The organism is Paenibacillus sp. OAS669 (genome assembly GCF_014873645.1).
In the GTDB taxonomy this organism is placed as follows: domain Bacteria; phylum Bacillota; class Bacilli; order Paenibacillales; family NBRC-103111; genus Paenibacillus_S; species Paenibacillus_S vulneris.
The window spans coordinates 269,972-294,747 of record NZ_JADBDR010000002.1 but is presented as its reverse complement, the minus strand read 5'-3'; the positions used below and the strand labels follow the sequence as shown (position 1 = coordinate 294,747).

Sequence of the window (24,776 nt, the reverse complement as noted above, 5' to 3'; positions counted from 1 at the left end):
CTCCTTATGCAAAAACTGTCCCCTGTAGCCGGCAATCAATAGGCCGCGGCATGACTGTGCAGGATCATCACTTGCTTCGGCTCAAGCTGAACTTCCCCTTGGACGGAGATTCCGGTCAAAAGCTCCTTCTGTCCCTGTTCTCCCGTATGTATGGATAATCGTTCATCGCTATGATTCATAATGAAGGTAAAGCGGCTGTCGCCTTTCTCACGGCGGGTAACCTCGATTCCCGGCGGCGCGGCGGCTATAGGTTCGATTCCTTTGCTGTCGCACAGCTGCTTCAACCATATTTCCATAAATTCGCGGCTCGGATCCGTCGCCGCATACCATGCTTCCCCTTTGCCGTAACGGTTCCTCGTCAAAGCCGGCGATCCCTTGTAAAAGTCGTTTCCGAATACGGCCATCGTATCCGCTCCTTCCGGATGAACGACTTCACATACGAGTCCGCATTCGTACGCACCCTCGAGGGGACCGAGTTTTTGCTGCATGAGCATCGTATTGCGTTGATCGGGAAACATCGCGTCGATCTCCTCTACCCAGATGCCCAGCAGCTTGCGGAGCTCACCCGGATACCCGCCTGGAGTAACCAGATCGCTTTCATTGACGATTCCGCTGTAAAACGTCGTGACCCAAGTTCCGCCGTTCTCGACATACTTCTCAAGCTTCTCCGCCAGCCCTGGCTTTACCATATAAAGCAGAGGAGCCAATAGGATGTCGTAGGCGTCAAAATCGGAATTCACATGAAGCAAATCAACCGCGTAATGGTTGACATACAGCGCATCATAATATTTTTGAATTTGATCCAAATATTTCATGTAAGCCGAAGGGCCGCCGCCAAGTTCAACCGCCCACCAATTCTCCCAATCGAATAAGATCCCGATGCGGCTCCTGGTCTGCGAATGAAGCAGCAAGCTGCCGAGCTCCTTCAGCTCGCTTCCTAGCTCCGCGCATTCTCTAAACACCCGGGTGTTCTCATGCCCGGCATGATCGATAACCGCTCCGTGAAATTTCTCATAGGCGCCCAGAGAACGGCGCAGCTGGAAGAACATGATCGACTCCGCTCCGCGGGCGATAGCTTGATAGCTTCTAATCCGCATCACGCCTGGCCGTTTCATCGGATTGACCGACTTCCAATTGATCACGCTTGGGCTCTGCTCCATCAGCATGAAGGGGGCTCCGTCCTTGATGCCGCGCATCAGATCGTATCGCAGCGCCATATAGCTTTCCGGCGTGTGATTTTCCGGGTAGATGTCCAGAGCCGCTATATCCAGGTACGGCGCCCATTTAAAATAATCCAAAGGCTTATAAGTCCCGTTCCCTTGAAAATTGGTCGTCACGATGGCATCCGGGATGATTTCTTTAATCGCACGGTATTCAATGAGATAGCACTCAAGCCAGCTGTCCGAATTGAACCGGAAGAAATCGAGAGTGATGCCTTGAAAAGCCGTCTGATCGGAATTTCCTCCCGATAACCCCTCGCTAAGGCCGCTTGGGATGACAATCTCCTCCCAATCATAGAAGGTATGCCCCCAGAACTTGGTATACCAAGCCTGATTCAGCTTCTCTAACGAACCGTAACGCCGCTTCAGCCATTGCCTGAAGGCCTGCTCGCAGTTATCGCAGTGGCATCGGATGCCGATCTCGTTATTCACATGCCACAGCAGCAAAGCCGGATGGTCCTTGTACCGTTCGGCCAGCTTGCCAGCCATAATTCCGGCATAATGGCGGAAGGTCGGACTGTTCGGGCAGGAGTTATGCCGCCTGCCGTATTTCCTTTTCTTGCCATCCCCGGTTACGGTCAGGATGTCCGGGTACTTCCTGGCCATCCATGCCGGATGCGCCGCCGTACTCGTACCCAAGCAAACCCGTACACCGTTTGCGTGCAGCTTATCCATCATGTCGTCCAGCCAATCGAACCGGTAAGTATTCTCATCCGGCTGGTTTAACGACCAGGAGAACACGTTTAACGTAGCTATATCGATCCCGGCCATTTGGAACAGCCGCATATCCTCATCCCAGATGTCTCGGGGGAATTGCTCCGGGTTGTAGTCCCCACCGTACATAATTTTAGGAAATCCGGATGCCCTCATGGGCTCACCTCCAGTCTGTTACCAGCTTCATCATAATGCTCGGTCCCGCTTGCCACCGGCTCCGGCTGATGCTTGCTCAGCTTCATCGGTGTGCGATCCCTGTTGGAAAAAGGCTTTAACCTTACGGTAAATGTAGTCTTCACCGGCTTTACCAAGTACTTATCGAGCGGAGGAGCTTCCCCGCAGCTGTGATTGCCGATCGGAGCCTGCCTGCAATCCATGTGAATGACGGTTTCCTTTAAACGGACCAAATCGTACGTATGCTTGGCTTTGCTCAAATTCTCGGTGGAATAATGGCTCGCGCCTACATTCAACGTCGGCATGCCTCCAATCCATAACCCGATCCCGCGAAGATTGGTCAGGGCCGCCCAGCGAACATCCGCCTTGTTGCCGTTCTCCTGAGGCTTGATGTACGGCACGAATTGATCCTCCACCTTACCGCTGTACACTCCGAGCCTCCCGCTTTCCTTACGGTCTTCATAGCATTCGTGAGGCCCGAGTCCAAACCAGGAAAACTGCTCGAAACCTTCCGGCATGACCATCTCCAATCCAAGCTTGGGCAGAGGAGGAAGCTCCATTCCTTCCCGCGGTTCGACGCAAGTCGTAATGACAACATCTCCGCTGCCATACACCGTATAGGTCATAAATACTGTGAAGCAAGCCGGTAACCCGGCTGCTCCAAGGGTGCTCTTCACTTCAACCAGCAGCGCCTGGGAAACAAAGGGACGTACGGTAAACTCCGTTACCCGCTGCTGCAGCGCATCATAGCCGGCCTTCTTCCATTCCTTCGATTGCCGGGAATCGTTGTCTATAGCAGCCCTCCATAGTTGAACCTTTGGACCTGAGGCCAATAGAGATACATCGTTATATGAGAACGCAGACAGCAGCCCGCGGGATTTGTCTATTTTCAAAGAAAAATCTATACCTTGTATATGAAGAAACGTATCCGTTTCCATTGTTTTCAGTGACGGCATCGAAGCTATTGGCTGGTATGAAATCGGCCGCCCGGCTTGAGCTTCGGGAATCTTCAAGTCAGCCCAGGCTACTTCATGCCCTTGAGGAGCCCAGAGCGCTTCCTCCCTCAATGTAAAACGGAGATGCAGCCAATACTCGCCGCTTTGAAGCTTATGATTTACATTCCAAGGAATGAAAACCGACGCTTGTTCTCCGGCTGCAAGCTCCATCTCGGGAAGCTCGCCTTGCCCGACGATATCCCCGTCCCGATACAGGAACCAGGCGCCTGTAAGATGCTCCAGAGATAAGAAATCATAGCGATTGTGAATGCTGATGATCCCTGACCCTACATCGACCGCTTCTATCTTCACCGGTTCCATAACCTTTTTGACTTCTAATATGGAAGCCTTCTTTTTCCTGTCAGGGAAAAGCAGCCCGTCAATACAAAAATGTCCGCTGTGAGGATAGTCGTTAAAGTCTCCACCGTAAGCGTACCAAGCTTCGCCGGAATCGGTTTTCTGCAGCAGCCCGTGATCGGCCCACTCCCAGATCAGCCCCCCGGCCAAGCGACGATAAGTATACACCGCATCCCAATATTCCTGCAGGTTCCCTACCGAATTGCCCATCGCGTGGGCAAACTCGCACATAAGAAAGGGCCTGTCGTCTTCCTTCTTTCCCTCCTCGATCAATGCGTCCAGAGAAGGGTACATGCAGCTGACAATATCAACGATGGGCGCATCCTTGGCACGTTCGTAATGAATCGGCCGGGTCGAATCCGTTTCCCGGACCCATCTTGCCATAGCATCATGATTGCGGCCATAGCCGGATTCATTTCCCAGCGACCAGATGATGATGGAAGGGTGGTTCTTATCACGCTCTACCATCCGCTGAACACGATCGAGGAAGGAACGCTCCCATGCGGGATCCTCCGCCAAATAGCTTTCATTGCCGATAAAATGGCATCCGTGAGTCTCCAAATCCGCTTCATCAATCACATAAAGTCCATAGCGGTCACACAAGTCAAGCCATCGCTTGTCATTCGGATAATGGGATAACCGAACTGTGTTCATATTATGCTGCTTCATCAGGCGGATATCTTCAATCATCGATTCGATAGGTGTAGTAAATCCGAGCTCCGGATGGAATTCGTTACGGTTAGCCCCTTTTAATATGACCGGTCTTCCATTAACAAGGATCTGGCCATCCTGAATCGCAATATCTCGAAAGCCGACGGTCACGCTGCCCGTCTCCAGAACTTGTCCCTGTTCATCCTCGAGCTGCACAAGCAGAAAATACAAGTTGGGCGTTTCCGCCGTCCATTGCAGGGGAGCCGCGACGGGAATCATTCCATCCACGGTTTGTTCCTCTCCGCCGTTCAAAGCCTGAACGGGATACACTTGATCGCAGACGGTCTGTCGGCTGCCGTCCAAAAGCGTCAGCTTGATTCGATGCAAGCCGTTAGCAGGGACATCCTCAATATTTTTTACTTGGAGACGAACGGATAGCTCCGCATCTACCTTAGCCGGATCGGTAAATCGCGTTTGTATCGCGACATCCCGAATGTGGACGGACGGTACGGCTTTCAAATATACATCGCGAAACATCCCGCTTAACCGCCACTTATCCTGATCCTCCAGATAGCTGCCGTCACACCATTGATACACCTGTACGGCAATCGTGTTAGCCCCTGGCTGAATCAGTGCAGAAATGTGAAATTCCGACTCGAGATGTGCACCCTGTCCGTAGCCTGCCAGCTTTCCGTTCACCCACACATGAAAAGCCGAGTCAACCCCTTCAAAGACTAGAAACAGCTGACGGTCCTTCCATGAATCCAGAACGAAAAAGCTTCTGCGGAAGCAGCCTGCCGGATTGTCAGCCGGCACATGGGGCGGATCGATCGGAAACGGATAATAACTGCTGGAATAATGCGGACGGCCGTATCCGTGAAGCTGCCAGTTGCTTGGCACCGGTATCGTATCCCAATCCTCTGCCGTAAAGCCGGGCTCATAGAATTTATCCGGCACATCTGCAGCGTTGTCCGAATACTTGAATGCCCAATTACCATTTAGCGACTGATAATAAGGTGAAGCCGCCCGTTCGTTATCCAGTGCTGTCTCTGCATCGGCATATGGAATAAAGCCTGCATGGGGAGGCTCCGTATTCCTTCCGAGAACCTCCCTATTTCGCCAATCAGGGATTGCTTGATTATTCACGCTCACGTCGTCTTCCCCCGTTCCTTCTCTATCTTTTCCCGTTTTGCCGGAAACGCAATGCGTTTTGTAACACCAGTGCGATAACCCACGACGGGTTCCATTTGTTGCTGTGCCCTCGATGATTCCAATTGGTTTGAAAAAATCCTTCTCCCTGTTCGCCCACGACGGTAAAGTTCCAATCCCCAGGTTCCCTGCAAATACCCTGACCCATGGCACCGAAGATCATTTGTCCCAACCGCTCGTACATCGGCTTGCCGGATCGTTGACCGAACCGATTAAATTCATAGGTTGGGAAGAAGACGTCCAGATGATGATTTTGCACGCTCACCCCAGGCCAACCGACTGCACTGAACCCTTCCTCTCTGAACTTCGAGCCCTTATCGTAGGCTGGATTCCACAGGTAGACATAGGTCAGCAGCCAATCTGCCGATAACTCCGCCCATTCTTCGTAGTGCTGCTTGCCCGTAATTGCCCATAATTCATAAGCGGCTAGGAAGAAGTACATACCCGCTTCCTTGTCTTCACACTTCGCGTCCAGGGTTGAACGCGCAAATGGCCTTTCGAACGTCCTGGCATGCAGGTCGTAATAGGTTTGCATCATGGCTTCGGCCTGTTCCAAATATTCGGTATCACCGGTTACAAGACAGGCTTTCACGATGGCGATCAAGCATGGCAAGCCTGCCGCGGTGATCATCTCATCTACTGGACTTCCGTCCATATGCCATGCCGCCGGGATGATGCCTGAAGGAAGTGTTCCTCCGGCGATAAAATCGCTCATTTCCTTTAACGCCTCTACCCAAGCTGCCGGAATTTCCCTGCCCTGTTCCTTAAACAAAAGAATAATATCGGCCAGGTCGGCCGCCGTTTCGCCATAGGCTCTGCTGGACATAACAGGCTGCTGATTCCAGCTAAAATCATCCCATACTCCTTCCATGAGGCGATACGAGCTGTGTCTCACGCCGGAGACGTCCGTACGGCTCCCGTCAACGTAAAAGTTCACAGCCTGCACGCAGCGGGAGATCCTCTCCTCCTGATCATAGTCAAAGCCTAGCCGGGCGTCGCACCATGCCAGCTTCAAGCATTGTCCTGTCCAGCCGTACATATAATGCAGAGGATGCTTGGAAACGTTGCCAAAGGAGTTGGAATCGGTGAACTTAATGTACCCCGCCGCTCCTTGTTCGTTTGTCCTCCATCTATCATCCAGCGCATGCGTCTTCAACTCTATCATCTGTTCGGCTGAAAGCGGCATTTCACCGATCGGATCGAATAGCTGTAATCCTGTATGCACCATTTTGCGGAAAGCCCTCCCGGGACGGTCGACCTCTCCCCAATCCAGCGCGTACTCTTTTTCCAGAATAAAGCCCGGCGCAAAATCCAGATACCCGCCGTCGTACGGCTTTGTTTTGTTTTTGCCTACATAGACGATATCCTTATCCCCATTGAACATGAGTACACCGGACATGGCTGCTATCACGAGCCGCAGATCCTCCTGAATCACTCCGAGAGAACCGTAGTGTACGGTGCCGTCGGACGCCTCCACATACGCCGGCATTGAATAGAGGGATAAGTATCTCTGCTTACCGTATTCGTTGCCCCATTCCACATTCACGCTAGGAATCGGCAGCCGATGCTCCTCGCAAATGAAGCCTTTGCCAGGCCCTACACCGAGCCTGGGAACTACGCGGTCCGGATCTGACAAAGGATTGTTATTATAAATCATGTGAGGAATCGTAACTATTTCCTTGCTTCTTCTTTCCATGGGAAGCAGCAGACCTACGGCAGCCTCCTGCAGCGCCTGTTCAGTAAGATTAGCCCACTGAACCTTCAAGGTCAGAACTTGATGCCCATTGAAAGCCAATACAAGCGTAACCCCAAGCGCTTCAAGCCTACCTTGAATACGGATCGATTCATTGTCTGCTGCAATGTACAGGTCCGCTAGCCGGGTACAATTCGTATGCCATGGTCTTCCGACCGAATAGCTCAGCATTTCATCCAGATCTCCGGTAAAATGAGGAGATTGCTCCCACGCGCTTTTTAACTTTAGTTTGATGACATTTTGATCCTCCACAATTTCCGCTTGCTTACTTTGATCCGAGCTGACTATGACATACCGTTTCATGCACCCGTTCCCCCTCCTTCAGTTCCTTCCAATATCGATAGCAGTAGCTGGTCCAAGGTCGGATTGAATCCCACTCGCCCCGCCAAAGGCAGGCAGACGAAGTAGATCTGACCCTTGCCTACTTTCTTCACCCCCACAAGGGGCAGCTTCCGCTTGCCGGTCGGGTCCCCATTGGCATGATAGGCAAACACGAGGGGCTCCAATTCATCTCCTAACAGATGACAATTGGCTATAAAGTCAATTTGGTCGTTTTTCAGATGATAGAAATAGGAGAAATCGTCCGGTTTGGCCGATCGCAAGCAAGGCGCTTCACTTTGAATAGCCAGAGTATACGTTTCCTTCAGCTTGGCGGTTTTCACTTCCATGCCGTCCATTTCCCATACAGGGCTATCCGTGCTGGATGCCGGTCTTCCCAGAATGAACATGGCCGTAGCCCCTTGCTTCACTTTATCCTGGATGGAGGACCGATTTCGTAAAAAGGCATCCCTGTTTGATACGATAATGGAATTCAAACTTGTATCAGCCGGGTTATAGGCAATTCCGTCAATCTCCAGCAGCGAGCATAAAAGCTCCGACTCCGCATCGGTGAACGCGGCTTTCACCAGCTTCTCCTGATGCTTTGGAAAACGCTTCCTCTTGGCAAAAGCCTCAAACGCGAACCGCTCCGAATTCAGCTCGCTGCCCTCCCTATCCAGCAGGCAAGCATCCAGGTAAAGGGTCTGTCTGTCTTCAACGGCAGGTACCGAGAATCGGATCGTACCCGCATACCGGGAGGATGTCTCCTGAAGAGAACCGTTCATTTCGAAGCTTCCGTAATCCCTTGTCTCGTCCCTCAGTGTCGCGATAATGCGTACGTTATCGTATGTTTTGGCCTTGTCGTTCAGCAGCCATGCCTCTACCTCCATTGTTTCTCCCTCGTACACCTTCCAACGGTCGGAGCGCAAGTGGACACGAACCGGTTCCAAACACTGTTTGTAGGTAAAATAGGCAGGCTTAGGTATCCTATCCACACCGACCAGCGCTTTCATCCACCCGGCGGGCCACGCGTCGATCAATAAATGAATGGCGGTTGAAACAACAAGATCGGTCCTTCTTCGCCAGGCATCCGTCATCAGCTTGGTTGCCAGGCATTGGTGCTGCTGGCTGGCTTGAATCCAACCCTCCAGGTTTTGCTGCTCCGCATACCAATCTCCATGCATGTTGAAGGTTTGGGCCCCTTTGATAGCGCTCGGCATCCATCGTTCATTAACGTCCTTTGGAACCCACTCCTTCGGATAATGGGACATCATCAGCTGGGCATTGTCCAGCCCTTCGGTTCCATACTCGCCGCAGCCCGCTTTCCAGCCCTCCCGGATCGGAGGCAGGAATCCTTTATGCAGCTTGCCTAAGGAAATGCCATTGTTTGTGTACCACATCGTGTAGCAATGAAAATCCGGAAGTCCCTCTCGAGTAGGAGGATTATAATCGCCGTCAGCGTTTTTAACGACCCGGTCCGGATTTTCGACATAGATTGCTTGCCTTGCGGCGACGAAAAAGGCTTCCAGCTCATTTCGATGCAAATGACGGTGCCCCTTGCGTCTTTTTTCCGTACGGGAAGGCTCATTGATCAAAGACACCATTACGGATGAAGGATGACTGCGGATCAACCGTTCCATTTCCGCGGCTTGCCGGACTCCCTCAACAAATTGATTGCGGCGGATAAAGCCGAATGTCGGCAGATCACATTGATGCATCATGCCCAGCATGTCGAAGTAATCGTAGATTTCTTCCTGAACCGGTCTTTGGGTGATGCGGTAAAAATTCATATTCGCGGCTTTGGCAATCAGAATATCGTCAATCAGCTGCTCAAAGTTATTCTGCATCACACATTGCTGCAAATGTCCCATTTCGTTAGCGCCACGCAGTACCACCGGCTGATTATTCAGATACAGTGTTCCTTTCGGAGTCTGCTGTTCATCCATATGGAACTTCCGCATGCCGAATGTGCGATCCTTGCTATCGACGCAGGCGGATTCTTTTTTTACTTCCACACGAGCTATGTATAAGAACGGAGTATCCGGCTCCCAAAGACGAAATGAAGGAAAGTCCACCTTGTAGCGGAAATAGTTCATTCCGGGTCCCGCATAAGCCACTTGGAATGGGATCGTACCAATCCCTTGAGCTGCGAAATTTTTCGGGATTATCTCCAGCTGCAATTCAAAGTTTTCCATAAGCTGATTCGTCGTATTATTAGCATCAATCCACACTTCAATGTACGCTTCATCGATGTTGGGACGGACAAATATATCTTGTATAAAAAGGTCGTTGCGCTGCTCAAAGTAAACTGCATTATAGATACCTGCGCCAGGCGGACAATGATTCCAGCCGGTATACGGATCGTCCCAGCCGGGACCCGTAGCCGCATACATTTTGTCGCCGTCAAGCCTCGTGCCGCCTACGCCCATCATGGGATAGTCGTTATGTACCTCCACTACGAGAACGTTGTTGTCCTGCAAAGCATCCGTCACATCAAACTCAAATGGAGCGAAAAAACCTTCATGACTGCCAAGGCATTTGCGGTTGAGATAAACCGTCGCTTTGTAATCGACTCCTTTAAACACGAGATAAACTCTTTTCCCGTCACGTGCCGGAGTATAGGTAAATTCATGGCGGTAAAAACCGGTCCACCTGCCGTTCTCTCCTGTAGGTCCGCGGAAATCGGGCACCGTTACCGTCTCCCATTCGCCAAGTCCTTCCAGCACGCGCGAAAAATCCGCATCCTCTGCCGTCTGATATCGGAATTGAAACCGGCTGCAGGACTGTATAGGACGGTTCAAGCTGGGGGCCGGGGCCAAATTTCGCATATAAGGCCGATATTTCATTCGAAGCAGCTGCAGCTCATGCTGAAATACGGAAACGAGCGTATCGTAGGACAGGACAGTGACTTCCTTGGCCGTATCCGTACTTTGGGCAAAATAAGTTTTCTCGTAGGCAACAGGAGGAATTTCTCGCAGCTCATCTTTATTACCGGGATGTTCGCGGAAGGCGATTTCCGCAAACGGATCCAGATGCTTGGTCTGATCCAAATGACTTTCCTCCTTAAAGTTTTGCGGTAGCAAAACTAACTTCGTAAGCCTTTGCTTTGAGTTTTGCGAAGCAAAACTAACTTCGTAAGCTGAATTCACAGAGAACCCTGGAAGGGTGAAAAATGCCTTGGTACCCGGTGGGGTACCTCCTTCCGGCCGCTGTTGTTATCAGGAAATTATTTTCCTACTCGTATGTCAAACTCAAGAGTCGTCCCTTGACTATTTCCAGGGTACATTCTCACCTCTGTCGAACCAAACCGCTGCATCCAGCAGCCGGCTTCTCCCAGGAAAGGCTCGACCGTCTCCCGGACGCTGTCCCCCAGAAAATCATTCGTTACAATCCACTGGCCGAAGCCTCTAGGACCGCTACTTCTCAAGTTGTTCGGACAGTTCTCAGGCAGCAGCCATTCGGCAATGACGACGACGCTTCCTTCCTCGGCCCGTTTGACAACCGCCTGTAACGTATCATTAGATAAGCTGGAGCCGCCGACCAAAACCAGCTTCGGTTGTCCTAACTGTTCTATCTTCACTTGATCGTCATAGACCAGAACGTTGGACACTGGATAAAAAAGAGGATGCACCGGCTGTCTGCCGCTGCCGGTATAGCCTTCCTCCAAAGGAAACCGGTCCAGAGACACGTTTCGCTTTAATTCATGCCGCGGAAAATCATACCCCGGAATGTGCATGCAGCTGCCATGTGCCGGTATCGCCCCTCTGCTAAGCAGATGCCAGATGTGAAACACACTTTCACTATGGGGAAAGCTTTGCTTGCCAAGAGCACGATTGCCGAACATCCTCTCGTTTTGCCCATAATTGCTGTCATCGGAATGAATGACTACGATATCTGCATCCGCTTGCAAATGATGCCAGGCTAACGGATTTTCCGGGACGTATTGGCGAACGAATTGCTTCCAAACCTCGCCGAAGGCCGTCGTTCGAAAACCGCTTGATGTATGCTGCATGAGAACATCTATATTTTCCGTAAACAGATGGGATGGCCCCATCCAATAGCTCATTTTTAAAGCAGAGTCGAATTCCTCCGGAGAATGACCCGGGAATCCGGGAAACCGGGTGAACCATGCTCCAGTATCAGGGCCCCACAGGTCGGCACAGATCCACATCGATCGGTTGTATTGCTTGGCTGCTCCCAATGCCGTTGAAAGCTGAAGTGACTGGAAGGATTCCTTCATGACCTTCGGGCAAAGATCCATCCCCGCCCTCGCGTAGGTATGAAAGCTGGTAGGGAATACATGCTCGGAAATCAGCGGCATGGAGGTTCGGGCGTACCCTGAACGCTCCATCAGGTTGCTGACGTGCTGAACTCTGTCGATAACTGCCTGCTCGACCTTGATTCGCGATTCGTGCAGCTCCAGGCCATCAGTATCCCCCCAATGCGGATACCAGCCATCCTTCCGATATTGAGCGGCATTGATCTGCAAATGCTCCGGTTCGTCATACAGCAAACCGATGCATCGGCCCGATCGGCCCGCCTCTAGTATGGCATCATCCGGGAGGTCATACCGATTTGTTCCTTCGACCCATGGCCCGTTAATGTTGCCGTATTCATTACCGATGCAGATATCCATCCCGGCTTCAACCATGTCTTGCAGCAGCTCGGTGTAACCTTCTCCTTGCGGAAACGTATGATGAACATAAAAATCCGCCTCGAGCTCCTGCAGCATGCTGATAAAGGTTTCGGGATCCGGCCTGTTATCCTGCGAAGGACAAATGCTGCCGGTTCCCGTCCGCATAATAAGGTCCGACGCTTCCCCGGCCCAGCTATCCTGCCATGCGACGACAGGACCTTGTATGCCTAATCTGGGTTTATGTACCATAGGATGGACCCGCTTCTCCGGCATCTTCCGCTTGCCCGAATGCTTCATGAATAAGCCTCAAGCATTCCCCGACCTCTTCCGGCTTGGCATGCTCCAGTATTAAAGGAACCTCCGGCAATTGAGCGTTAAGCAACTCCGCGTATATTCTCCAATCCGCTTGACCGGCTCCCACACGAGGGGTTGTAAAGCCCTCCTCATCATACAAGCTGTCCTTCGCATGAGCTATTGGGGAATAGCCGGCAATATTGCGGAATATTCCTGCCATCGCTTCCTGCTGCCGCGTCAAATCTTCCTCTGTCAAATAATTGAACGGGTCCATGATCATTCCCAGTCCATCGGTGCCGAGACGCCCTATCATTCGAGACGCTTGCTCTGCCGAAGCCAGCACATTGAGAGCAAAGCCTTCCAGCAGCAGGACAGCTCCGTTAGCTACCGCCCGATTTCTCAACCGGTCTACAATGCTCACAAGCTGTTCCCAGGCTTCCTCGGACCGGTTTCCCTCATAATCCCGCCAAGCGTTCGTCGGGTGAAGGCTTCCCGTTTCCGTTGCGATATACCGCGTGCCGTAGGCGGAGCACAGATCTATCATTCGCTCCAGCTGACTTAGTTTCTCTTCTCTTTTCTGCAGATTCGGATTCATCAAATTGGTATATCCGGACAACCCGACGACAGATATGCCATTGTCTTCAAAAATTTTGCGGATTTTTTCGACACGCACCAGCGAAAACGGCTCGTCATCCATCACCTGCAACTTCTGCTTGGGATCAAGCTGCACGTACTTTAATCCATGCTTGCGCGCATCTTCCGCCATCGCTTCCACCGACCAACCCATATAGACATAACTCATAAAACCGAGTTTATTCATTAAAGATCGCTCCCTTTAAGCAAGTCGGTTCTCTCAACTACGCAGCCCTCCTGGCTGGACATAACCATCCCCGTCGTCATGGCAATCGTCTGCAGGTTATCCTCCGCTGTAACCGGCGGGCGTTCTCCTTGCTCCAAAGCCGTGATGAACGCGAGCATGGAGCCTGCGAACGCATCCGGAAACCAGGTTCCTTTTAGCTTGATCTCGTGTATCACGTTCTTATGCTTATTAATGGCCATATACAGCGTATCCTGTGTGCACCAGAGACTTCCCTCAGTACCGTCTACCCACCACGTATTGCTGTGGGAACGGCTTGCTTTGGCGATATTGTTAAAATGCAGCGAAGCCATAAAGGGGTTTCTTCCGCCTTTTGATCCGAATTCCACGTTGGCCGAGTAGATTAGCGGGTCTATGGCATTTTGTTGATTGAGCTGCGCCGTCGTACAATGTACGCGAGACCATTCCTGTGGATAAGGGTTAAAATATCGGCATAAATCTACATAATGAACGCCATGGTCGACAATATTGAAGTTTTTCATCTTCGTCCACCACCAGCCGGCCTGATCCTGGAAGGAACGCATATAATGATGAATGCTGTAGATTTCTCCGATAAGATCTTGATCGATCACGTGCTTCAAAGCTTTATGCGCCGGTGCCCAACGCGCCTGCTGATTCACTCCGAGAGTGATCCCGAGCCGGTTCGCCTCGTTGCAGAGCAGCATGGCATGGTCCAGATCCAGCGCCAACGGCTTCTGACATAATACGGGTCTAGGTGCCTTGCTGATTTGCTTCAGGACCTCCAGACGGGGTGCCGGATGGATGGCCAAGTCAATAACGGCGACCTCATCCATTTCCAGCAGCTCATTCACGTCGGTCGTCCAACGCGGGATGCCGAATTTCTCCGCTGTCGTACGGGCAGCCTCCTCGCTGACATCGCAGCATGCTGCTACATGGAGCCCGAATTTGCTGTAGGCGGGCAGATGAGCCGTATTGGCAATACTGCCGCATCCGATAATGCCGATTCCATATTTCTTCAAATCTGATATATGCGATTTTTTTGGCGTGTAATCTTCTGGTCTAATAAATTCCATGGTTTTCACCTCTCGATTTTTACTTTACACCAGTTCAAAAAAACATATATAGGTTGTTTCTGCTTACTTTTGGGGCGGATTGAAGCAAAGAGGCCATCTGGATGGATAGCCACTAATTTGTTGGGAAAATAAAAAAATACGAATAACGCTCTGGTCCCCCGGTGGGGTATCCCCCTCCGGCCGCTGTTGTTCTTGGGAAATTATTGATTATATTCTTTTAGCGGATATTTCCCAATAACAAAGGCGGTCGCTAACGCTCCTACAGGAGATACCCCACCTATTACCTTTCGCGTTTTTTGGTACAGAAAGTTTCCCAACAAACAAAAAGACCACCGAAAAAGATGGCCTCTTTGCTATAGTTAAATGACTAAGCTTGCTTAGTTTGGGATAATTCCGGCAGCTTCTGGGCTTTAACCACATAGGTTGAACCTTCAAGCACATCGAACTCGGTCACGTATCCTGAGATACGGGTATCCACGATCTTGCCGTTCGTCTCTACCGAGAAGGAGGAATTGGCTTGCTGGCTGACGATCCGGCAGACGTTATTTCTCGTTGCTTTAATGACGCAATGAGTCAGCACGCCATCCTCCCATTCCATGCCGATCTCGAAGCCGCCCCGCGCGCGAAAACCGGAAACCTTGCCGCTGCTCCACGCTTCGGGTAATGCAGGCAGCAGCGTGATTTCTCCACGGTGCGATTGCAGCAGCATTTCGGCTATCCCCGCCGTTCCTCCAAAATTACCGTCGATCTGGAATGGCGGATGATTATCGAATAAATTAGGCAATGTCGATTGCGAGAGCAGCATTCTCAGATGCTCGTAAGCCTGCTCCGCATCCTCCAATCTGGCATAAAAATTCAGTATCCATGCGCGGCTCCATCCCGTATGGCCGCCTCCGTTCTCCAGCCTGCGCTCCAGCGTGCGCCTAGCTGCCTGCGCCCATTCCGGCGTATGGCGAACATGGATAAGCTCTCCCGGATGAAGCGCGAACAAATGCGAGATATGACGATGACCCGGATGAACCTCTTCCCAATCCTCTACCCACTCCTGCAGCTGCCCGTACTTGCCGATCTGCGGCTTTGGCAGCTTGCTCAGCGCGACTTCCCACTGCGTGCGGATCGCTTCGTCCATATGTAATATTTGCGATGCATCCACGCAGGCCTGGAACAGGGTATATACAATCTGAGTATCCATAGACGGGCCTATGCTTAGGCAGCCGACACTGCCATCGGACCCGATATATTTATTTTCAGGTGAAGTGGACGGCCCTGTAACCAATCTCCCTTGTTTATCCTCAAACATATAATCAAGGAAAAACTCCGCCGCCTCCCGCATGACTGGGTAAGCGCGTTCACGCAAAAACGTTTCATCCAGCCCATAGCGGAAATGCTCCCACAAATGCAGAGACAGCCAAGCCGCTCCCATCGGCCATATAGAGCCTGGCATAAAATTGCCCTCGATTTGGGTCGCGCCCCACATATCGGTATTATGGTGCGCCACAATGCCTTTGCAGCCATATACCTTTTGAGCAGTTATCCGCCCATTAGGCCGCATACGATCAATCAAATCGAACAGCGGCTCGTGACATTCGGCCAAATTGCACACCTCGGCAGGCCAGTAATTCATCTCGGTGTTAATGTTAATGGTGTATTTGCTTTCCCATGGCGGCGTAAAGCTCTCATTCCATATGCCCTGCAAATTGGCAGGGTTTGACCCCGGACGAGAGCTTGCCATCAACAGGTAACGGCCAAACTGAAAATATAGGGAAATGAGCGCCGGGTCATCCCCGCCGTCTTTAAAACGCTGAAGACGGGCATCCGTAGGAAGGGAAGCGGTTTCAACAGAAGTGCCCTGACGGCTCAATTCGAGGCTGACCCTCCTCATTTTGGAAATATGGTCCTCCAGATGATCCTGCTTTACCTTCTCATAGCCTTTCGCAGCGGCCTTCTCCAGCTGCTGAATGCATTCTCCAAGCGGATCTTCACAGCGGAATGTCGTCCCCGCCGCCAAGTATATCGTTACGGCATTGGCCTTGTTAACCGAGAGGAAATCGCCGATGATGCTGACGGTCCCGCCTTCGGCTACAGCTTTGACCGCTGCGCACAGCGTCACTCCGTCCCTGCCGCATTCCCCGCGCATAACGAGCGTATCCTTGCCGAAGCGGTGCGAGCCCTCGTCGAACGGTCTGCGGCTCAAATTCATCCTTAAATTCAGGGTAGACGGGCGATCGCAGGATACACGAATCACGATGACTTGGTCAACCGCACTGCTGAACAGCTCCCTCACGTGGCGGACATCATTCAAGCTGTAGCATACATGCGCAATTCCTTCTTCAATGTCCAGATCTCGGTAATAATTGGAGATCATCTTTTTCTCGCCGTCATGGTACAGATGAAGCTCTCCCAACGGCTGGTAAGGGTGAAGCGATTTGGGAATCGACATCATTCCCATTTGCGCCAATTCCTCCGCTTCCACATGCTTCCCCTGCATTAACAAGCGGCGGACCTCAGGCAAATATTTGCGTCCGTCCGGATTATTGCCGTTGACCGGTCCGCCATACCAGACAGAATCCTCGTTCAGCTGAAGCCGTTCCGTATTCACTTTGCCGAATATCATCGCCCCAAGCCTGCCATTGCCGATTGGAAGCGCATCGGTCCAGGCTCTGGCCGGCTTTTCATACCACAATTTCATATTCGAGTTCGATTTGTTCATGGATACCATGTCATCGCTCCTTCTGGGTTCGCCTGTTTCAGGCCTATCCCCATTAGCTATTAGTTCGATTTTTTTCTAATACGTAACGCGTAATAAAGCTTGGAGGGCAGATCGATCCGGAATCGGCCTTGGAACGTCTCTTGCAGCGTCGTTGTCGTCATGTTCCAGGTATCAATCACATCCACCTCATACTCACCCTCGGGCAGCTCGAATTCGCGGTAAGAGAACCGATGGGGCCCGAAGTACTGCAAATAATATTCCCCTCTTACCTCCAGCGTAGCGGCGTCCATTCTGTCACTGCTGTATGTGATATGTGCTGGCGCTTCCTCAAGAAGGCTCCGTAAGAAGGCGATCCTCGGGACACTTTCTCCACGAAGCCGTCCGCCATGAGACCACCAGAGGACTTCGTCCTCATTCCCATCATCGTTCACATAGGATTCCCCATGTGTCACGTAGCCGCCGCGAAAGTTTCCTTCCCATATTCGCAGTACCATTTCCTCGGCAGTCAAGCTGCCCCAGCGGGCATCGAGGTTCCCTTCATACTCACAATCATCGATGATAACGGGCTTGCCGTATTGCCTGGTGTAATCCGATGCTACTCTGATATCCGGGTTCTGTAAGCTAACATGAGTGACCCAGGGGGCCCCGAAATCATGCCAGTTACGACATGATCGCAGATGTCCGCCGGAATCGTATTCCTGAAGCATTGTAAAGTATCGGTTCCAAACCTCCGGCCGCTTCTGCTTCATCAGGTCATATTCGTTGGCAAGAGACCACCATACGTTGGGATAAGCACCAAGCCGGGCGATCACATAACGCAGATAACGCTCGTCCTGTTCAGAGTTCAAACGGTCAAAGCCCCAGCGCCCTTCGTCATACGGATGAAACAAGATCAGTTCGGCTTCGATGCCGAGCTTGCCCAAATCCACTATTCTGCGTTCCAGATGAGCAAAATAGCCGGGATTGAATCTGTCATAATCGAAGCCTTGTTCTACAGAGCCCTCGAAAGGATATTCGATCGGCTCTCCCCTAGTAAACTCGCAGTTTATCGGGAATACACACATTCGCACTTTGTTAAAGGGGGCATGCATCAACGTACGCAGCGTCTCTTCCTGCAGCTCTTCCGATTGCAAATGCCACACGTAGCAGGTTGTAGCCACCTGGATATAACGGGTACCATCGGCATATTGAAAATGTACGTTCCCTTTAATCCTGACAGGTCCATGATGACCCGGCTCCGGAGCTGTACAAATAAACTGTCCCGTCATGCCGTTGAAGCCCGGATCATTGCTGGAGACCGTAAAAGTCCATTCGCCTTGCTCCTGCGGCATAAATCGGATACAGTATGTTCCGCCTCCGTCATAGAAGCCTTCCGACACCGCTTCATATCGCCCGTTCCTGAAGCTCGCGCTTAAGGAGATATCAGTAAACGGGTTCCCCGTCGAAGTACCGTTCAGCTTCAGCTCAAACATTCCCCATTGAGCAACTGTATCCATGGCAGTGCCAATCCTCCCTTCTAGATCCTATGGTTACACTCTCGTTAGACGCAGAGCCATATAGGGCCTGCCGGGAAGCTTCACCTTGGTTATTCCGCGGTATATCCCTTCTACCGGAGTTATGGTCATATTCCAGCAATCGATAATCTCGATCTGGAACTCCGTATCCTTTCCGAGCTCTACCTTTGTATAAGCGTGCTGATGGCGGCCGAAATACATTAATTTATACTGGCCTTCCCCGGCAGAAGCAATCCAGTCTTCCGGTGCTTCCTCGATAATCCGGCGCAGAAAGGCAATTCGTTCCATGCACTCGCCGTAGATTTTGCCTCCGAACGAAATCCATGCACGGGTCTCACGGTCTATGAACGACTCTCCATGGGCAACAAATCCTCCTCTGGAGAAGCCCTCCCAGAACCGGTGAGTCATTTCTTCCCCGGAAATATTGCCCCATCTCCTCGAGCTATTCCCTTCATAAGAGATCTCATCAATCACGATGGGCTTTGGAGCCGTCTCCCGCCATACGCTTGTGAGCTCCGCATCCCAGTGCTGGATGCTTTGATGAGTTATCCAGGGTTTGGTGTAATCATACAGCGTCGATGTTTTGTACATCTTCGTGCCGTTATGAATCGACCGCAGGTGCTGGTACGGATCGTATCGCTGCACATATTGAATGAGCTGATCCCACTCAGCTACCGTTTTGAATTTATTGAAATCGTACTCGTTAGACAAAGACCACCATACATTTCTGTAGGCGGCAAGCCGGGCGATAACATAACGAAGATAAAAGTGGTCTGTTTCCTCGTCCATGTTATCAAAGCCCCAATGACCCTTATCATAAGGGTGGTACAATATCAAATCCGCTTCGATGCCAAGCTGCTGCAAATCCTCGATTCTACGCTCCAAATGCGCAAAGAAATCGGGATTAAATCTTGTTTTATCGGTATCCTCCGGACACGTACCTGCAAAAGCAAGTGCAGGCGGCTTCATATCTCTTGTCGGCAGCAGGCACATTCTAACTTTATTGAACGGGGAGTTCGCCAGCGTCTGCAGCGTATGCTCCTCCAATTCCTCGTTGCCCAGATGGGTCCAATGATAGCAGGTAGTGCCGAAGGGCAAATAGCGAGTGCCGTCTTCATATGCAAAATAGTATTGGTTTTTGACTCTAACCGGCCCGTGATTGCCGCTGGATGGCTCTACGCAATCGAACTCGCCGGTGATCCCGTCAAGCTCCGGGCGGTTGCTTCGGGTCTCGTACCGCCATCTTCCTATCTGATCAGGCATAAAGCGAATCCGGTATCGTCCCTCGCCATCGTAGAAGCCGTCAGGCTCTACCACCTTATTTTTATATTGAAATTTGGCGCTTAGCTGCACCTCTTGAAACGGGTTGCCCGTGGACGGTCCGTGTAGAACAAGCTCAAACCGCCCCCAACGCTCCACACTCTGCAGTTGATCGTTCATACTTGCATTGTCCGCTCCTTCCATGGAAATGGTGACAGGCTATTTGATGCCGGAATGAGCCATAGTCGCAATGACCTTGCTTTGGAACAATAGAAAAATAATCAGGTTCGGCAAAAACATAAGCAGCGCAGCGGCCGCCGCCGCCCCTTGCCTGGCTACATTGTTCGCCATCCCGCTCGTCAGCGTAGAGATGTAGAAAGGAAACGTCTTCATCTCTTCCTGCTGCATGAACAAGGTCGATGTTTCCGTATTGCCCCAAGCTGCGTTAAAAGCAATAATACCAATGGTCGCTACCGCCGGCATAATGACGGGCAGCACGATCTTCATGAAGATCGTATACTCCCTCGCTCCGTCCATTTTGGCTGAATCCAGAAGCTCGTTAGGGAGCTGATCGATAAACTGCTTCATCAGGAAGACGCCCGTCGGCACGGCTACCATCGGCATAATGTGGCCGAAGTACGTGTTCATGATGCCCAGCTTGCTGACCACCAGATAGCGGGGAATAGCTACGGTCTCAGGGGCAAAGAGCAGCGTCAGCAGGATCATGCCGAACACTATTTTGTGCCCCGGGAACTTATGCTTCGATATCGGGTAAGCGCACATCGCACTCACTATAGTTACAATAATAACGCACAATATGGCTACGACAACACTATTAAAAATATAACGGGTTATCGGAATCGCAGTCCCTTTGGTAATGGCCAGCAGCTCTACGAAATTTTGAAAGGAGGGATTCCGGACAAAGATGTTGGGCGGGTAAATAAACAGCTCCTGATACGGCTTCAGCGCATGGTTCAATATATAAACCAACGGCATCAGCATAAAAATACTTAGAGCAATCAGCAAAAACACGGCAAACTTCTCCGTCGGGCCCAACCGATGCAGCTTTGACCTATTCCGCCACGGAAAAAGCTTCCCGAGCGTTTCTGAGCCCATGACTTTCATCTATTCGTCCTCCTTCGTACCGAACAATCTCCAGCAGAGCTTATTGGCAACGTAAATAAGAATAAGAAGAAATACAGATAAGGCGCTTGCATACCCCAGCTCGAAACGGGTAAACCCGTAATCGTCGATTTGGCTGATGATCAAATGTCCGGAATATTGAGGCGTCGGATTCATACCGGCCAGCTGGGTACCTATGCCTCCGGCCTTGAACGCCCCGACAATGGCCATCACCGCACCGAACAGCATCTGCGGCTTGGTTGATGGGATCGTAATGTACCAGATCTCCTCCAGCTTGCTTTTGATCCCGTCGAGTCTGCCTGCTTCATAGAGCTCGTTATTGACATTCAATATCCCGGCCAGCATCGCCAGAAAGCCGATCCCCATACTGGACCACAGCGTAACAACGATCATGGAGGACATCAGATATTCCTTACTTGTTACCCATAGGATCGGTTGATTAATAAGACCCAGCTTAATAAGAAAGCTGTTCAAATAGCCGATGCGGTCGCCGGATAAGAGCGGCAGCCAAATGATGCTCATCGCTACTCCGCCCGCTAGGGACGGAGTATACAGCGCGAGTGTAAACCATTTGCGGTAAACTCCCGGCAGGATGGAGATGAGCCAAGCCAGCAGGAAGGAGGCGATATAGCCTCCCGGGCCTACAATGGTTGCGAACTTGAAGGTGTTCGGAATCGCATATTTGATCAGAATCAAATCCTGCGACAGCATATACCGGAAATTTTCCCACCCTACGAATCTGGGGGGCTCCAAGGAATTGTAATAAGTAAAGCTAAGCCCGAAGGCGGCGATAACAGGAATCATGATAAAGATAATGAAACATACCATAAACGGCGCAATAAATACATAAGAAGCACGGTACTCCCACATCATCTGAATCGGTGAAACCCATTTCGGCTTCAGACGGCTCGTGGAGGTATGCACGTTCGGCAGCGTCCTGGATTCACTTTTTAACATACTTATCCACTCCTTCCCACGGCTGGGTTATTTTCGGCAGATTCAGGGACCGTACAACTTCACCGTTTTCATTAATAAAATGGAACTCCTGCATCTTCCGCTGAATTTCCCTGTCAATATCAACAATCGCGGTTTCAAGTGAAGTGCGATAGTTCATTCCGTCTACGACAGTCCGGTTCCAAGCATTTTGCAGCTCACGCTCCATGAAATAGCTGCCCGGTACATTAGGAATTTCCCTAAACCATCTCCACTGCTCCATGATGGCTTTAAGATCGTCTTCTTTCCACGGTAGCTTTGCAAAAGCATCAATATTGGAGGTATTCCACCGGAAGCTAACCCCGTTCAATGTCTCCAGATCAGTGCCGTACTTCTCCTGCACCTCGGCGGAAGTCCACCATTTCAGGAACTCCCAGCTTTCATTCGGTTTCTTCGTTTGCTTAAAGATCGCGGAGGACTGCATCCCCCCGCCAATCCAGCGGGCAACCGTGCCGTTATCCTGCTTGACACCGGGAACCGGAGCAACGCCCCACCAACCATTCAGCTCAGGTGCTGCGACCGTCAATTCGATGTACATGCTTAGATCCGCGATCCCCATCGGGATCGTCCCGTCACGGAAGTGCTGATAGAAGCTGGATAAGGAGCGGTCGACGGCGTACTTGTTGTACAAATCCGTCCATTTCTTAAACGCGTCGAAGCCTTTCTCCGACCCGATTGCCGTCCTGCTGCCATCTTCAGCGAAGTAGTCTGCGCCGTTCTGCATAAAGAAAGGAATATGGCCCACCGGCGTAATATTCATTCCGTTCTGCTGGATGACAGGGAGCATCTTATACAGCTCATCCCAAGTGTCAGGAACCTTCAGGCCCAAATTTTGCAGGATGTCTTTGCGATAGTACATCATTTGGAAGGTTTGTGTTTCCGGGACCCCATAATACCCGTCATTATAATAGAAGGGCGTCCATGATCCGGGAGCAAACCGTTTATAGATCGTATCGAAATCAGGGAACTGCTTCAGATCATAGATCCCGTTACGCAATGCGTATTCGAACGGCAAATCCTGCCCCAACCCTAAAGCTACATCCGGGGCTATACCGGCGGCATTCATTAATACTAACAGCCCTGCGTCCGGCAGCAGATTCACCTTGACCTTGATCCCCGTCTTAGGGGTAAACGATTCATTCGCCATATCCTGGAGCAGATTCACATAGTCTCTGCCTCGCAGCACCCAGACATTGAGAACATCATCCTGAACCTTGTTCAAATTTTCTTTCGGCATAAAGGAGTAGAAGAAATTGATGAACGCCCCCTGAATTTTTTGGGTCAGCGTCGCTTCCATCCTCGGAAAGCTTTGCTGCACCGGCACCACCATGATCCGATCCAATTGAAGCGGCTGGGAGCTGAGCTGTTGAATCAGATCACCGATCTTCCCCTGCATCGTTACGAGTCGGCTTGCTTCATAAGGGATCTCGTTCGCATCTTTCAAGAGCGATCGGATATCCTGATTAATCGTTACAATCCCTTGTGAGACGGCGTCCGGGCGTCCGTTAACAGTTTCCAGACGGGATCTCACCCCATCGAGATTATCACTCAAGCCTTTCAGCTCGTCGATGAAGCCCGGCAGATCCTTTTCAATGTCCCAGGTCCGGTTCTTGTCATCCACTCCGCCTGTTAATGCCTTTAAATCGGCGGCCAGCTTTTTCAATCCCGCAATGCCCTTCTCCAATTCTACGATCGTTGGCTTGAGCGGTGCTTGCGTGACGCGCATGGACAGCGTGTTGGTTCCTTTTTTCAAATAAAACTCGTACGGATGCCCCTGATCGTCCTCCAGTGTTATCCCTTTCCAGCCCGTCGCATATAAAAACCGGTACGCCTTTAGCTCGGAAAATGGGGTTTTGCCGTTAATGGCAATAGAGCGAAACGAGGAGCGGTTGGACAAAAATGACTGCTGGGCGCGCATTCCTATTTTATAGTAGCCGTCTTCAGGAACCTCGAAGCTCCAGCTGACCTCCTGATTCCCCTTGGACCAGCGCTGCCCGTCGATCGTATTGTAAGTAATTTTTCCTCGAACATAAGGTACGGAAGCAATATCATTGTCATAGGTCAAAGGAATAGAGGAGTCATTCTTCCATTGCACCTGCTCCGCTTCGATGACGATAGGTGCTGCATTAGTTGAAGCCGCTCCGGAAGGCTGGGAGCTTCTGTAGGTCTTGTAATCCTCCACTTTGGCAGGAGCCCGAAAGGTGATGCTTTCGATCGCCACCGGATCGCTGCCGGACAAGCGAAGCTTATGCCTGCCTGGTGTCAAGTTCCACAGCAGAGGATCTTCATAAGCTCCGCCGGAATCCCGGAAGGCATCGTTCAGCCAGCCGGAAATGTCGGTCGCCATCGGACGAATTTCATCTCCGTTATCATCAATGCGGGCGGGAAGCTGATCCTTCCATTGCCGGAACAGCTGCACCGATTTGGATTCAAGAAACGGATTCTTATCATCCAGAGTAACATTCCATGAGATCGGCTTGCGGTGTGAAGCGTCAACAAAAGGATGATACGACAACGCTATATTGTATAATCCTCCTTGATCGACATTGAACTCGTACTCAATCCATTCATCACCCTGGGCGCTCCATACCATAACGTCACTTTTTCCATCATAAGGCGCGACCGTCACATTGGCTTTATCGGACTTGCCGCTCAGCCTGGAGCCGGGTAGGGTAAAGCTGGCGTTATGAGAGGTCCCCGCTCCGTTTTTGATCCAACCGTCCAACACTTCAAAATAGTAAGGGTCTTGGGGCTTGGCTTCCCCTGTTTCCCAATTGCTATTATGTAACTTTGCACCGTTATCGCCCGTTCCCGGCGTACCGGTCTGATCTGCCCCTGCTGCTGCAGGACTCAGTGTCAGGACGAGCGCCAGCATGGCCGCTATCCACGCTCGAGTTCGTAACAACGCTTTCAACTCCATTCCT

13 protein-coding genes are annotated in these 24,776 nt (G+C 51.2%); all 13 read right to left on the bottom strand.

Features of this window, described 5'->3' with window-relative positions:
• Nucleotides 1–35 precede the first annotated feature (35 nt).
• Nucleotides 36–2,090, bottom strand: a complete 2,055-nt coding sequence (locus GGC63_RS06695; RefSeq protein ID WP_192701626.1) for a beta-galactosidase — start codon at nucleotides 2,088–2,090, stop codon at nucleotides 36–38.
• Entirely contained in the window at nucleotides 2,087–5,263 is a 3,177-nt protein-coding gene (locus GGC63_RS06690; RefSeq protein WP_192701625.1) for a glycoside hydrolase family 2 TIM barrel-domain containing protein, read from the bottom strand. Before GGC63_RS06690 ends, GGC63_RS06695 begins: the two co-directional genes overlap by 4 nt.
• A gap of 22 nt (nucleotides 5,264–5,285) precedes the next feature.
• Nucleotides 5,286–7,376 (bottom strand): hypothetical protein, encoded by a 2,091-nt coding sequence (locus tag GGC63_RS06685; RefSeq protein ID WP_192701624.1) that lies wholly within the window; start codon nucleotides 7,374–7,376, stop codon nucleotides 5,286–5,288.
• Nucleotides 7,373–10,441 (bottom strand): glycoside hydrolase family 2 protein, encoded by a 3,069-nt coding sequence (locus tag GGC63_RS06680; protein ID WP_192701623.1) that lies wholly within the window; start codon nucleotides 10,439–10,441, stop codon nucleotides 7,373–7,375. The genes GGC63_RS06685 and GGC63_RS06680 overlap by 4 nt, the downstream gene beginning before the upstream one ends.
• A gap of 176 nt (nucleotides 10,442–10,617) precedes the next feature.
• Complete coding sequence (locus GGC63_RS06675) at nucleotides 10,618–12,324, bottom strand: hypothetical protein (protein WP_225948002.1); 1,707 nt, start codon at nucleotides 12,322–12,324, stop codon at nucleotides 10,618–10,620.
• Nucleotides 12,266–13,141, bottom strand: coding sequence for a sugar phosphate isomerase/epimerase family protein (locus GGC63_RS06670; RefSeq protein WP_192701622.1), 876 nt, complete (start codon nucleotides 13,139–13,141; stop codon nucleotides 12,266–12,268). Before GGC63_RS06670 ends, GGC63_RS06675 begins: the two co-directional genes overlap by 59 nt.
• On the bottom strand, nucleotides 13,141–14,232 hold the full coding sequence (locus GGC63_RS06665; RefSeq protein ID WP_192701621.1) for a Gfo/Idh/MocA family protein: 1,092 nt from the start codon (nucleotides 14,230–14,232) through the stop codon (nucleotides 13,141–13,143). Before GGC63_RS06665 ends, GGC63_RS06670 begins: the two co-directional genes overlap by 1 nt.
• 367 nt (nucleotides 14,233–14,599) lie before the next feature.
• Nucleotides 14,600–16,951 carry a glycosyl hydrolase family 95 catalytic domain-containing protein gene (locus GGC63_RS06660; RefSeq protein ID WP_225948001.1) on the bottom strand — a complete coding sequence of 784 codons (2,352 nt, stop codon included), beginning with the start codon at nucleotides 16,949–16,951 and terminating at the stop codon, nucleotides 14,600–14,602.
• 50 nt (nucleotides 16,952–17,001) lie between these two features.
• Complete coding sequence (locus GGC63_RS06655) at nucleotides 17,002–18,438, bottom strand: DUF5605 domain-containing protein (protein ID WP_192701620.1); 1,437 nt, start codon at nucleotides 18,436–18,438, stop codon at nucleotides 17,002–17,004.
• 33 nt (nucleotides 18,439–18,471) lie between these two features.
• On the bottom strand, nucleotides 18,472–19,896 hold the full coding sequence (locus GGC63_RS06650; protein ID WP_192701619.1) for a DUF5060 domain-containing protein: 1,425 nt from the start codon (nucleotides 19,894–19,896) through the stop codon (nucleotides 18,472–18,474).
• Between the two features lie 39 nt (nucleotides 19,897–19,935).
• On the bottom strand, nucleotides 19,936–20,841 hold the full coding sequence (locus GGC63_RS06645; RefSeq protein ID WP_079909222.1) for a carbohydrate ABC transporter permease: 906 nt from the start codon (nucleotides 20,839–20,841) through the stop codon (nucleotides 19,936–19,938).
• Nucleotides 20,842–21,816, bottom strand: coding sequence for a carbohydrate ABC transporter permease (locus GGC63_RS06640; protein ID WP_225948000.1), 975 nt, complete (start codon nucleotides 21,814–21,816; stop codon nucleotides 20,842–20,844).
• Complete coding sequence (locus GGC63_RS06635; protein WP_225947999.1) at nucleotides 21,803–24,757, bottom strand: extracellular solute-binding protein; 2,955 nt, start codon at nucleotides 24,755–24,757, stop codon at nucleotides 21,803–21,805. Before GGC63_RS06635 ends, GGC63_RS06640 begins: the two co-directional genes overlap by 14 nt.
• Nucleotides 24,758–24,776 lie beyond the last annotated feature (19 nt).

What these genes read in the sequence shown, in the direction of transcription:
- GGC63_RS06670 (WP_192701622.1), bottom strand. Translation starts at nt 13,141, where the DNA reads ATGAATAAACTCGGTTTTATGAGTTATGTCTATATGGGTTGGTCGGTG.
- GGC63_RS06655 (WP_192701620.1), bottom strand. Translation starts at nt 18,438, where the DNA reads ATGGATACAGTTGCTCAATGGGGAATGTTTGAGCTGAAGCTGAACGGT.
- GGC63_RS06660 (WP_225948001.1), bottom strand. Translation starts at nt 16,951, where the DNA reads ATGGTATCCATGAACAAATCGAACTCGAATATGAAATTGTGGTATGAA.
- GGC63_RS06695 (WP_192701626.1), bottom strand. Translation starts at nt 2,090, where the DNA reads ATGAGGGCATCCGGATTTCCTAAAATTATGTACGGTGGGGACTACAAC.
- GGC63_RS06640 (WP_225948000.1), bottom strand. Translation starts at nt 21,816, where the DNA reads ATGTTAAAAAGTGAATCCAGGACGCTGCCGAACGTGCATACCTCCACG.
- GGC63_RS06650 (WP_192701619.1), bottom strand. Translation starts at nt 19,896, where the DNA reads ATGAACGATCAACTGCAGAGTGTGGAGCGTTGGGGGCGGTTTGAGCTT.
- GGC63_RS06675 (WP_225948002.1), bottom strand. Translation starts at nt 12,324, where the DNA reads ATGAAGCATTCGGGCAAGCGGAAGATGCCGGAGAAGCGGGTCCATCCT.
- GGC63_RS06665 (WP_192701621.1), bottom strand. Translation starts at nt 14,232, where the DNA reads ATGGAATTTATTAGACCAGAAGATTACACGCCAAAAAAATCGCATATA.
- GGC63_RS06685 (WP_192701624.1), bottom strand. Translation starts at nt 7,376, where the DNA reads ATGAAACGGTATGTCATAGTCAGCTCGGATCAAAGTAAGCAAGCGGAA.
- GGC63_RS06645 (WP_079909222.1), bottom strand. Translation starts at nt 20,841, where the DNA reads ATGAAAGTCATGGGCTCAGAAACGCTCGGGAAGCTTTTTCCGTGGCGG.